The organism is Neobacillus dielmonensis (assembly GCF_000612665.1).
GTDB classification, from domain to species: domain Bacteria; phylum Bacillota; class Bacilli; order Bacillales; family Cytobacillaceae; genus Neobacillus; species Neobacillus dielmonensis.
The window spans coordinates 43,516-56,174 of the sequence record NZ_HG942032.1; the positions used below are offsets into that span (position 1 = coordinate 43,516).

Annotated in this window: 10 protein-coding genes; 7 read left to right on the plus strand and 3 right to left on the minus strand. The window is 39.0% G+C overall.

All coding sequences use genetic code 11. From position 1 onward, the window contains the following. Positions 1–130: 130 nt before the first annotated feature. Both BN2425_RS03295 and BN2425_RS03300 read right to left on the minus strand, forming a co-directional pair. Positions 131–4,600, minus strand: a complete 4,470-nt coding sequence (locus BN2425_RS03295; protein ID WP_042454997.1) for a glutamate synthase-related protein — start codon at positions 4,598–4,600, stop codon at positions 131–133. A 323-nt stretch (positions 4,601–4,923) separates the two neighbouring features. After that, positions 4,924–6,219: a glutamate-1-semialdehyde 2,1-aminomutase gene (locus BN2425_RS03300; RefSeq protein WP_042454999.1), complete on the minus strand. Its 1,296-nt coding sequence runs from the start codon at positions 6,217–6,219 to the stop codon at positions 4,924–4,926. A gap of 162 nt (positions 6,220–6,381) precedes the next feature. On the opposite strand from BN2425_RS03300, the gene BN2425_RS03305 reads away from it, so the two are divergent. The 6 genes from BN2425_RS03305 to perR all read left to right on the plus strand — a co-directional run bounded on the left by BN2425_RS03305 (position 6,382) and on the right by perR (position 10,926). Then, positions 6,382–7,398, plus strand: coding sequence for an ABC transporter ATP-binding protein (locus tag BN2425_RS03305; RefSeq protein WP_042455001.1), 1,017 nt, complete (start codon positions 6,382–6,384; stop codon positions 7,396–7,398). Then, positions 7,391–8,182, plus strand: coding sequence for an ABC transporter permease (locus BN2425_RS03310; RefSeq protein ID WP_042455003.1), 792 nt, complete (start codon positions 7,391–7,393; stop codon positions 8,180–8,182). Before BN2425_RS03305 ends, BN2425_RS03310 begins: the two co-directional genes overlap by 8 nt. Positions 8,183–8,184: 2 nt before the next feature. Then, entirely contained in the window at positions 8,185–8,970 is a 786-nt protein-coding gene (locus BN2425_RS03315) for an ABC transporter permease (RefSeq protein ID WP_042455005.1), read from the plus strand. 157 nt (positions 8,971–9,127) lie between these two features. Further along, the gene (locus BN2425_RS03320) at positions 9,128–9,457 is read left to right on the plus strand and encodes an ion channel (protein ID WP_319922063.1); all 330 of its coding nucleotides are present in this window, start codon (positions 9,128–9,130) and stop codon (positions 9,455–9,457) included. Between the two features lie 80 nt (positions 9,458–9,537). After that, positions 9,538–10,005: a thioredoxin-dependent thiol peroxidase gene (gene bcp / locus BN2425_RS03325; protein WP_042455006.1), complete on the plus strand. Its 468-nt coding sequence runs from the start codon at positions 9,538–9,540 to the stop codon at positions 10,003–10,005. A gap of 483 nt (positions 10,006–10,488) precedes the next feature. Further along, positions 10,489–10,926: a peroxide-responsive transcriptional repressor PerR gene (gene perR, locus BN2425_RS03330; RefSeq protein ID WP_042455008.1), complete on the plus strand. Its 438-nt coding sequence runs from the start codon at positions 10,489–10,491 to the stop codon at positions 10,924–10,926. A 102-nt stretch (positions 10,927–11,028) separates the two neighbouring features. Here perR and BN2425_RS03335 read toward each other — a convergent pair whose 3' ends face one another. Next, on the minus strand, positions 11,029–11,382 hold the full coding sequence (locus BN2425_RS03335; protein ID WP_042455010.1) for a YgzB family protein: 354 nt from the start codon (positions 11,380–11,382) through the stop codon (positions 11,029–11,031). A 150-nt stretch (positions 11,383–11,532) separates the two neighbouring features. Here BN2425_RS03335 and BN2425_RS03340 point away from each other — a divergent pair, with 150 nt between their 5' ends. Further along, a complete protein-coding gene (locus tag BN2425_RS03340) occupies positions 11,533–12,408 on the plus strand; it encodes a nucleotidyltransferase-like protein (protein WP_042455012.1) in 876 nt (291 codons plus the stop codon). Positions 12,409–12,659 lie beyond the last annotated feature (251 nt).

A 12,659-nucleotide genomic window follows, 5' to 3' on the forward strand; every position in this document is an offset into this window, starting at 1 on the left:
ATTATATGTATTTATTCATTAAAAGTTGCCTTAAACGGAGGAAAAACTCTAATTGGGCACATAGGGCTAGATGGAAAAAGCGTCCGCAATAAACTGCGGGCGCTTTTTTGTTATGCTCTGATATGCTTTATTATTCTGTTGATACTGATGGGTCGGCTTGCTCCTTAACTGGAACAATTTGAATGAAGTGATCTTCCGGACTGTTTAGTAGCTTGCGCAGTTGTACAGCTTCACCAGTCTGGCCATTTTGTTCAAGTAAATCAGTATATTGGGTAAGCAATTCGTAAATATCTTGTTTACCTTTGTCGGATAAGTTTTCGACAGAAACCTTTGCTCCCTTGGCAATCCTTCTTCTGATAGCATCTTTTGTTAAACCCATTTCAGGCTGGTAACGGACATAAACCACTCCACCTGTCATACCTGCGCAAATCCATGGGCCTGGGTCACCTAATACTAATCCACGGCCATTTGTCATATATTCAAAGGCAAAGCCTTTGATATTTGCGTTGGCCCCAAGGTTTCCATTTTCCTTTTCAGTAACTGGCTTTTTAACTTGGCCGCCAATGATTAAGTCGGCACCTGAAAGACGGATACCAGCACGTGCATCGGCATTGCCTTGGGCAACTAAAAGGCCTTTTTGAGCTCCATAACCAAAGCCTTTGCCGACAGAGCCATTTAAGAATCGGCCGTTTTTGCCTTGAGATTTCAATACAAAAATGTTGCCGCCAAATGAAGTTTTACCCACGCCGTCCTGACCGCCGCCGTTAACGGTGATCTCGATTCCTTCACTATTATAAGCGCCCAAGCCATTACCAGGAATAGAGCCTTCTTTATATTTAAGCTGAACTTTTGGAAGTTGTTTATAAGAACCATCCAATCTGCCGCGAACACGGTGGCAGGATACTCGGCTGCCTAACACACGTTGTTCAGATGTGACGTTGACAAATTCTCTAGAAGAATGCAACTGCTCAACACTGGCATCCAAATATTCTGCACCAGCTGCCACCTGCATTTGAGTTTGCTCAAGTGATTTTGGTGTTTCCATCCTAGAAAATTGGCTAATTTCCAATGGCTTTAACAGGTGTGTAAGGTTTAACCTGTGTTCGCCTGATGCTTGCTCCAATAAATCGGAACGCCCAACTGCTTCTTGGAGGTTACGAATACCTAGTGAAGCTGCCAATGCTTTTACCTCTTTTGCAAAAGCAGTATATAGATTCATGATCCCTTGTACAGCAACCTCGAATTGGCGTGGTACAAATCGGCGGAGACCATGGTCTTTTGCCTGAGCTTCCGTTTCAATTTGGGTCGCTATACCTACATGGCATGTATCTAAGTGGCAGCCGCGGCAAGTGGTGCAGCCGATAGCCAGCATGGAAAGTGTTCCAAAGCCAATGCGGTTCGCACCAAGCAGCATGACTTTGATAACATCCACTGCGCTCTTCATTCCGCCGTCTGCCCATATTTCGACCTTATGGCGCAGCCCGCTTTCTAGTAATGCATTATGGGCTGCTTTAACTCCAATTTCCACTGGAAGACCTACGTGTTGCAAGGCATGAATTCTTGCTGCTCCGGTACCGCCATCAAAGCCACTTAGTGTAATAATGTCGGCTCCTGCTTTGGCTATACCGACTGCTATTGTTCCGATATTCGGTACAACCGGAACTTTCACAGCAATTTTTGCTTGGTCGTTAGCTGTTTTTAATTCGTGAATCATTTGTGCTAAATCTTCTATAGAATAGATGTCATGATTGTTTGACGGTGAAATTAAATCGGATCCAAGTGTTGCATTACGCGCTGCAGCTACTTTTGCTGTAACCTTGGAACCAGGTAAGTGACCGCCTTCCCCAGGCTTGGCACCCTGGCCAATTTTTATTTCCAATAGATTAGAAGAATTTAAAAGTTCAGCATTTACTCCAAAACGTCCAGAGGCAATTTGCTGCCCACGGGTTCTTGGATATTTGCCAAGCATATCTTTAATTTCGCCGCCTTCACCATTGAGGCTGACCATATTGAGTCTGTCAGCTCCTTCTGCGTAAGCTCTGAAGGCAATTTCGTTTTGAGAGCCGAAAGACATGGATGAAATCACAAACGGCAGGTCGTGTTCACCAACACGAATATCGACATCTTCTGGCGATAGTTGATTATTGCTTGCCTTCAATCGAATTAAATGACGGATTGTTGTAGGGTTTTCCGCTTCTTGTTCAGAAATTTTATCACGGTAAACTCCATAATCTCCGGTAGCTGCAATATCCCCGATTGCCTTCCAAATCCGAGGAAAGAGGTGGAATGTCTTTCCGAGCCGTTCTTTTTCATTATTATAATCTTCTGCTCTCTTGAGTGAGTCAGTTTTCAGAGTCTCGAAATTTGTTTCAAGTTCATCTGAGCCAAAAAAGTTGGTTGTATTGAGAATTTTGGCAATGGACTCATGCAGTCCGATGCTGGAGAACAATCGGCCATAGCCACGCAGTTCATGAATTCCGATTGTAGAGATAACTTTTTCAAGACCTTTTGTCAGAGCGCTATAAAGATTGATTAATGGTTTCTCAGTCTCATTGAGTACAGTCAAAAACATATAATAAGGACTAATTAAATCAGCACCTAGTCCAAATACGGTAATAATATCGTGAAGGGAACGGATGGCGGCTGATCGTAATAATATAGAGCAGTCTCTTCTTAGTTCTGCCTTGACGAGCGCCTGATCAATAGCTGACGTGACCATGTGAGGGTCAATCCAATAGGAATCTACTTGATGTGCCTTAGCATCATCAAGAATTAATAATGCTTTACCTGCTTTAACCGCTTGAACTGCTTCGACTGCAAGTCTTTCAAGTGCCTGGTCAATGCCTTCATCATTTTGGAAAGTCATAGAAATATAGGCTGCTAATTTTTTGTCTTGATAGTATTGGACAATTTGATCAAAGCTTGGCTGGCCTAAACTTTCAGCACAGTTGTACCCTGCTTTACCCTCTAAAAGTAGGGGAGTGGTCAATTCTAAAACCGTTTCTGCTGTTTCTTTGGAGAATAAGCCAGGTCTTTTTCCGATAATCACCCGGGTTGAAAAATGCTCAGTTTCCCGGTCGCGGTCAATCGCAGGATTTGTTACAACGGCAACACTCTCTTTGATGTAATCTGCAATATTTACGCGCTCAGAATTTAACGCTGCGAGCGGTGCATCGTGTCCAAGGGAACGGATTGGTTCGACCCCTTTTTCTGCCATTTGTTCAATTAATTGAATATGGTCTCTTTCCCAGCCAAACGCTTTATATTGGCCGTTATGAATTTTATCAGGATAATTCATGGTAACCGTTTTACTTAAAGCTGGCGGCTGCAAGCGAACTCTTGCTTCACTAAGATTCAGCCGAGGTGAGAAGCGATTATAAACTTCTTCTTGATACTCGCTATGTTCAAAAACCTTTAATGTATCGCCATTCCATTTAAATCCTACCTTTTCTCCTGGTGCTAAAGGTTTAGGGTCATTTACATACTCGCTAGTAGGAATAATGCCTGGTTCGGAAGAGAATAGATAGGAACTTTCAGTTTCCAGCATCCATAGCGGGCGTAAACCTAATGCATCCACGCTAAATACTGCTTCGTCACCGTATCTGGAAATGATTCCAGCTGGACCTTGAGCAAAATGTCCCCAAGCTTCCCGAAGGTAAGTATATAAATCTTGTAAATGCTCAGGATACTTTTTTATTTCGTTTATTATTGGTGGAAATAATAAATCCATAGCCTCAAACAATGTATATCCATCACGGCAAATCAAGGTTTCCATTGTTCTACTTAAATCTTGGGAATCACTTCCGTCTTTTACAAGTGGAACACCAATCAGTTTGGCTTCATCGCGAAGTTTTGCAATCGTATTGATTTCTCCATTATGACCTAGAACGCTGAATGGCTGAACACGGAAAAAGCTTGATAGTGTGTTGGTAGAATAACGGTTATGGCCTAGTGTCATGGTTGAAGCAACAAGTGGACTTGCTAAGTCTTGGTAATACCGAGGTAAGATATCCCCAGCACCCATAACTTTGTATACCGCGTGATTTTGACTTAGTGATGCGACATGAACATGTTCATTTGCCTCAAAATCAACTAGCGTTTCAAATAATACTTTATTTAATTCCTGTCCGCTTTTATCAGATAAACAAGCAAATTGCCAAAATACAGGGTTTTCTTGGATGGCAATCGGTCCAAGTGCCGATGGGTTGGTTACTTTATCTGTTTCATAAATTAGCTCAAGTTCGTGTGCTTCCAGTTTTGCTTGTAGTTCTTGTTTAGTAGTTTTCCAGTCTACTTTTTGGCTGATAAAGATATGTCCAACCGCAAAGTCTTCTCGATCTACTAATTGAATATCGAGTCCGGTCTTGTGCAATTTTTCTTTCCAAAGTTCAATTGGAATATCGAGGTGAATCCCAACTCCGTCGCCTTCTCCGTTAATAAATCCAGCGCGGTGATTCATAGTCACAAGAGCATTAATAACATCAAAAATATTTTTCCTAGTAGGCACCTTATTTTTTTCAAGGCACGCTACGATTCCACAGGCATCATGTTCGTCCTTGTGAAAATCTTTAAATTGGGAAGGGGTCCATCTTTGGGTCATAAATATTTGGCTTCTTTAGGGAACCTTAGGAAGCCGTTTCACCTCCTATTAAACTATATTTAGAAAAATTGATTATGAGTTAGAAAATGTACCATACTTTAGTCGGACTACCACAGTTCAAGCTACAATGCAAAAAAGATAATGTAATAATATCATAAGAATTTTCAGAAATCAAATAAATATACAAAAAAATGGATGGAAAATAATGAATAAAAAACTGCCATAAGGAACACCAAAAGGTATTAATGTAAACGTTTTCATTTGAATCCAAAAAAATATTGGGAGTGATTCCCACTCCCAACCAATGCATAAAATGTGCATATTTATTCTTCTTTTAGTAATGAAAATGCATTTCTGACTGCGTTTAAAGTAGCATCAATATCTTCTTCCGTATGAGCGATTGTCAAAAACCATGCTTCATATTTTGAAGGGGCAAGATTTATGCCCTGTTGCAGCATTAGTTTGAAAAACTTGCCGAACATTTCGCCATCAGTATGCTGAGCTTGGTCATAGTTTTCAATTTTTTCAGTAGTAAAAAAGACGGTTAAAGCCCCTTTTAAACGATTTATGGTAATAGAAATGCCATATTCTTCAGCTGCTGCTAGGATACCTTCCTCGAGTATTGCTCCTAACCGGTCTAAATAGTCATATACTCCTTCTTGCTTTAAAACCTCCAAACAGGCAATCCCTGCAAGCATGGAAGCTGGGTTACCGGCCATTGTTCCAGCTTGGTAAGCAGGTCCCAACGGAGCAACTGTTTCCATTATTTCTTTTCGACCGCCATAAGCACCAATTGGCAAACCGCCGCCAATAATTTTTCCCATTGCGGTTAAATCCGGCGTAATTCCCAATAAATTCTGGGCACCTCCATACATGAAACGGAAAGCAGTTATAACCTCATCATAAATCACCAGAGCACCTGCTTGATGGGTTAATTCATTGACCTGCTCCAGAAACCCAGGATTAGGTTCAACAATTCCAAAATTGCCGACAATAGGTTCTACTAATACCGCAGCAACTTGTTCTCCCCATCTTTCAAGAGCCTGTTTAAATGGTTCAATGGTATTAAACGGAACGGTAATCACTTCTTCGGCAATACTTTTAGGTACCCCGGCCGAGTCTGGAGTACCTAATGTTGAGGGACCAGATCCCGCAGCAACTAATACGAGGTCTGAGTGTCCATGGTAACATCCGGCAAATTTAATGATCTTTGTACGTCCAGTATAAGCACGTGCGACGCGGATCGTAGTCATCACCGCTTCTGTCCCTGAATTGACAAACCTTACCTTATCTAATGATGGGATTGCCTCTTTCAGCATTTTGGCAAACTTTACCTCGTGAGGTGTTGGTGTACCATATAGGACACCAGTTTCTGCAGCCCGTGTAATCGCTTCTGTTATATGTGGGTGGGCATGGCCGGTAATAATTGGACCATAAGCGGCTAAATAATCAATATATTGATTGCCGTCTACATCCCAAAAGTAAGCGCCCTGTGCCCGCTCCATTGCTACGGGGGAGCCGCCTCCCACTGCTTTATAGGAACGTGAAGGACTGTTTACTCCTCCGACAATATGTTCCAATGCTTCTTTATGTAACCTTTCAGAATTGGCAAATTTCACAATGATTCCTCCTAACAATTTGTTCCTATCCTATTTTAGCACGTTTTTCCTGTAGCAACTTTTCGACTATTTCCTTTTCCTCTATTTTAAAAGCCTGCTGGTTGTTTTACAGAGGTAATTTGATTAAACTAAATTTTTAGGGCAGCGTCAGGAGGTACGCAAATGAGCAATGCAATTGAAGTGAAAAATTTACGCAAGGAGTTTAAGGTTTACTCCAGCCGAAAAGGGTTAAAGGGAGCTTTTCGGGATTTATTTACTAGAAATGAAAAAATTATTCCGGCAGTAAATGACATTAACTTTATGGTAAAACAAGGAGAAATGGTCGGATACATAGGTGAAAATGGAGCCGGAAAGTCGACAACCATTAAAATGCTGACGGGAATCTTAACACCGACTTCCGGACATATTGTGGTAAATGGCATGAATCCACACAAAGACCGGGAAAAATTTGTTCAAACCATTGGGGTCGTTTTTGGGCAAAGGTCGCAATTATGGTGGGATATTGCGGTTCAAGAATCGTTCCGCCTGCTAAAAAAAGTATATAAAGTATCGGATGAACAATATGACAATCATATGAATCATGTTATCAAGACGTTGGATATCGAACCATTATTGGATAAGCCTGTCCGTAAGCTATCTTTGGGGCAAAGGATGAGGTGCGAGTTAGCTGCGGCGTTAATCCACAACCCGCCACTGCTGTTTTTAGATGAGCCGACAATTGGATTAGACGTGTTAGTTAAATTGAAAATCCGTGAATTCTTAAAAGAAATTAATGAAAAATATCAGACCACGATTCTTTTAACGACTCATGACCTTTCGGATATCGAAGCTCTCTGTGAACGGGTGATCATGTTGGATGAAGGAAAAGTCATCTATGATGGGGCTTTGCATCATTTAAAGGAAACATGGGGGGAAGGGAAGGAAGTGCATTTTCAGTTTCTTGAGACTGTAGATTTGCAATCGGTAAAGGCTGCTACAGCTGGTCTTCCCGTTAAATGGGAACACGATGAAAAAGAACAGGTTTTCATTGCTTATATCGAGGATCAAGATGAGCTGATTTCACAGCTAATCGCCCAAATAGTCGCTGCTTACAAAATCAAGGATTTAAATATCCACGAGACTTCAACAGAAGAGATCATTCGAAATATCTATGAAAAGGGTGAAGTCAGGCTTGGATAAATATTTGGAAATGATCCGAATCCGTTTTTTAATGATGCTCGCCTATCGAACTAATTATTATACGGGCATCTTGATTTATAGCATTAATATTGGGGCCTATTATTTTTTATGGTCTGCGATTTACGGAGGAAAAGAGCAAATTCAGGGACTGTCTATTGCCCAAATGACCACATATGTCGCTATTTCTTGGATGGCCCGGGCCTTCTATTTTAATAATTTGGATCGGGAAATGGCAGTGGAGATTATGGATGGCCGAGTGGCGGTAGAGTTAATTAGGCCTTATAACTATCTGGTGATGAAAATGATGCAGGCACTTGGAGAAGGGATATTTCGTCTATTTCTATTCTCAGTTCCCGGACTTGTCATTGTCTATTTTATTTTTCCAATCCATCTAACGTGGGATATAGCTGTATGGGGACTATTTGCTATTTCCATTTTGTTAAGTTTTTTCATCAACACTCAGATCAATTTGCTTACAGGAATAACCACCTTTTTTCTATTTAATAATTCTGGGTTAATCAGAGCAAAACGAGTCATCATCGATTTGTTCTCTGGACTAATCTTGCCAATAAGTTTCTTCCCTGTTTGGGCGCAAAATGTCATGAATTACTTGCCGTTTCAAGGAATTAGCTATATACCCAGCATGATTTTTACTAAAGGTTTTACTGCTCAACATGCTGTTTATGCAATCGGCCAGCAATTCATTTGGATTCTTATTTTAATAGTGCCCATTCAATTGCTTTGGAATTTGGCGAAAAAACAGATGGTTATCCAAGGGGGATAAACATGTTCTACGTTACTATGTTATTTCAATATATGTCACAGTATATGAAAACAAGACTTCAATATCGAACAGATATATTAGTTGAGTTTTTCTCGGATTTACTCTCACAGTCCGTTAATCTTATTTTTATTTTAGTTGTTTTTGGTCATACGGATCTTTTGGGAGGTTGGACACGAGACGAAATTATCTTTATCTATGGATTTTTTTTAGTCCCATATGCTGTTTTTTCTGCCTTTTTTAATATATGGGATTTCAACGATCGATATATTGTAAAAGGTGAATTGGACCGGATATTGACCAGGCCGATTCATAGCCTGTTTCAGATTATTTTAGAAAGGCTGGAGTTGGAGGGACTGCTTGGGGCGATTACCGGGATTGCGGTTATGATTTATGCAGGAAGCCGGATGGGCCTTACACTTTCATGGTATGACCCGTTTTTATTTATCATTTTTGTTATTGGGGGTGCCCTTGTGTATGGGGGGATATTTATTATTCTGGCGTGTATCAGCTTTTGGGCCGATGCCCGTACCTCCATTATGCCCATGATGTATAATATTAGCAATTACGGGCGTTATCCGATTAATATTTATAATAAAATTATTCGTTTTGTATTAACATGGATATTGCCGTTTGCATTTGTGGGTGTTTACCCGGCTTCCTATTTTTTAGGAAGACATGAATTACTATTTTATTCATTAATAACTCCTCTGATTGGCGTTGTTTTCTTCACACTTTCCATTCTCTTGTGGAACCAGGGAGTAAAACGGTACCGCGGGGCAGGAAATTAAAGCTAAACTTATTTAAAACCAGGCCATTGGGTCTGGTTTTGATATTTTATTGGCCAAGCCAGCATAACAATAGACTAACAGGAAACTACGAGGTGGTTAGGTGCTCTATTTTTTGTTGGTGATCGTTATTTTTTGTATATTCATGAGTATTCGCACATTGTTTATACCAAATATTATTAAAGGGAAATTAGTTTCAGTTGATAACTTCTTTTATTTAGGGGTTTGCTATTTATCCGTCATTATTGGATTTGGTCTGATATATTTGCTGTTTGAGTTAATGGGCACGGCCGTACTTAAGGAAATAGGTGGAGAGAACAAGAATATCTTTGAAACAAGTTTTTATTTTAGTGCTATGATGCTTTTTTCTGTTGGCAATGGCGATGTTATTCCACAGGGGATTGGTAGGTTAATTGCCGTAACGGAGGCTTTAATTGGCTATACATTGCCAGCAGCTTTTGTTGCGAAAGTCATGTCTGATAAAGAATAAAAAAGCGATGCGGAAAGGTTGTTTTGGATATAATATTTGGTTAGTCTATATGTAAATGAATTCATTATGGAGTGGATATTATGACTGTAGAAGTAGGAACGCTAGCACCTGATTTTGCGTTAGAAGTCCAAACAGGTGAAAAAGTGAAACTTACCGATTTTAAAGGGAAGAATGTTGTGCTTTATTTTTATCCAAAAGACATGACTCCAGGCTGTACAACAGAAGCATGTGATTTTAGGGATAAGCATGAACAATTTGCGGAATTAAATGCAGTAATTTTAGGAATCAGTCCAGATCCAGTGGACCGCCATCAAAAGTTCACAGAAAAATATGGTTTGCCGTTTTTATTGCTCGCCGATCTGGAGCATCAAGTGGCGGAGGCATATGGAGTTTGGAAACTGAAAAAAAACTTTGGCAAGGAGTATATGGGGATTGAGAGGTCAACTTTCATCATTGATGAACAAGGGAAAGTTGTAAAGGTCTGGCGGAAAGTCCAAGTGAAAGGTCATGTGGAAGAAGCATTAAATTTCATTCGTGAGAACCTCTAATATTTTACAGCCTATTTTAGTAATAAAAGGCTTTTGTCCAATGCAACGAAGCTCGAATTGAATATCATTTTATTAGGGCATACCTCCTCAGATAAAATTTTTAGGGTCCATAGTGACCCTCTTTTTTTTTGTAAACGATAGAAATGCTATGTGAATGATGGTATCATGAATAAAATTAAGATTTTTCTGATTTTTCTGAAACTAAATTATGAAAAATCTCGGGAGTAAGAAATTTTTAAATACGTATATCATAAAATACAAACAAGTTTATTTCTTGTTAGGGGGGAGATTAGCTTAAATCAGAGGAAAGGAAAGGGACACGTTATAAAGCATCACTTAGAAATCATGGAATGAATATCCTTGTTCGTAATAAAAGAGTAATGCTTGGGTTTGCCGTATAACAATATTGACAAAAGTACAAAATACCTAGTAAAATAAATTATAACAATTATAATATAAGAATATATTTTAGAAAAGAGGTGCATGACGATGAATCAATTAAAAGAAGCGTTGGATACCTTAAAGGATACAGGAGTTCGAATTACTCCACAACGTCATGCGATACTGGAATTTTTAATAAGCTCGATGTCACACCCTACAGCAGATGAAATTTATAAAGCATTAGAGGGCAAATTTCCAAATATGAGTGTGGCAACAGTTTACAATAATTTGCGTGTATTTCGTGAAGTTGGCCTTGTAAAGGAATTAACCTACGGAGATTCGTCAAGCCGATTTGATTTTGTTACTACACAGCATTATCATGTTATTTGTGAAAAGTGTGGGAAAATAGTGGATTTCCATTATCCAGGATTAGATGAAGTTGAACATCTTGCTGCACATGTTACCGGTTTTAAAGTTTCTACTCACCGCATGGAGATTTATGGAACCTGTCCAGAATGTTCTGGGAAAGAAGTTCATTAAAAATTGGAAGGGGTTGATTCTTATAGTGGATTGCTCCTTGCCATCAATAATCGAAATAAGGATGACCGAATCTATCTGCGTTCAATAGTTTCGGTCATCCTTTTATTTTTTTGATTTTCGGTTATAGGACTCATCAAATTCCTTACCTTCAAGATTTACATCTAATGTTAATGGTTCTCGGCAATACATACACATGTCTACTTTTCCAAGTATTTTTGTTGTTTTTCCGCAATTAGGGCATCTTACCTGGATTGCTTTAGTTGATAGCATACCGATCCAGAAATAAACAATTGTACTGGCTATGATGAAAACAAGACCTAAAAGCATAAATATGGTCATAATAATAGGTGAAGTCCGAAAATAAACGCCAGCATACATGACGATAAATCCAATAAAAATTAACGATAATGCAAAGGTTCGAATTTTATTTATTTTGCTCGAGTTTTTTGCCATCATACTCCCTCCTAGAAAGAACTATACCACACTTGCAGTACTTATGGAAAAGGGATGAAAGTAAGAATGTCGAATGTTGTCTGTTTTTTTTGAAGGAGTTTTATCGTTGTTGTCGAACATATAAACCTATTGATAAAAATGGAGGTAGGATGAATGGAAGACATTCTTCGGCCAATCTACCAAGAGAGAGCAGGCCAATTAAATACTCTCGGAGTATTAATGGTTGAAAAAAGACAAAAGCCAAGTCAAACAACCGATACATTTGATGTTATTTTATTAGTGATTGTAAAAGAAGCGGAGCAGCCAATTTTTATAAAGCACTATACTTTTGATGATAAAAAAGCGGCGATGCATATTGTAACTGAGGCCCAGGTGCAGGAGTGGATTTTGCTTGGAACGAATCGAAAAATCTTTGAATGGTTACACCATGCAAAAGTAATATTCGATCGAAATGAATACATAGCTAACTTAATCAAAGAACTCAAGGAGTTTCCTTTTAACGGGAGAAAGATTAAATTAGGATTAGAGTTTTCTAAATTAATTCGCCGCTATGTAGATGGTAAGGCACTATTTGAACAAAACCTATATTTAGATGCTTATAATCACGTAGTTCATTCTCTCCATCATCTGGCACGTTTAGCGGTGATCGATAATGGATTACACCCTGAACTTACGGTTTGGCATCAGGTTAAAATAATTGAACCCGAAATATATAAATTATATGAAGAACTCGTTAACAGTGAAGAGCCTATTGAAAAGCGATTAGAGCTTTTATTCTTGGCCAGCGAGTTTTTGATCCATTCAAGAACCAGTATGGGCTCAGAGCACTTGTTAAGTGTATTATGTCAAAAAGACTACTGGACATTTAATGAAATTGTTTCCGAAAAACAACTAATGCCATATTCCGTGGATATGTCAGTACTCTTGGAGTACTTAATTGACAGACATTTAGTTGAAGTAGTCAATATAGACACGAAGGGCCGAGGGGTTTTTCATCGATGCTATCGGGCGAGTAAAAAGTTATCTTAAAAAAATAAAAAAAGTATTGACCTTTTTACAAATCCTTGTTATATTTATAACCGTCGCTGCGGAACAATTAAAAAAAGCTTTTCGCAGATGGCGGTTTTATTTATTAAAAGTATTGACTTGGTATAATGATTTATGTTATATTAACAAAGTCGCTTTTGGTGAATTTGTTCTTTGAAAACTAAACAAACAAAACGTCAACAATAAAACATTCGTTTCTTATGAAACGAAGCCAACGTAAAATTTATGAGCTA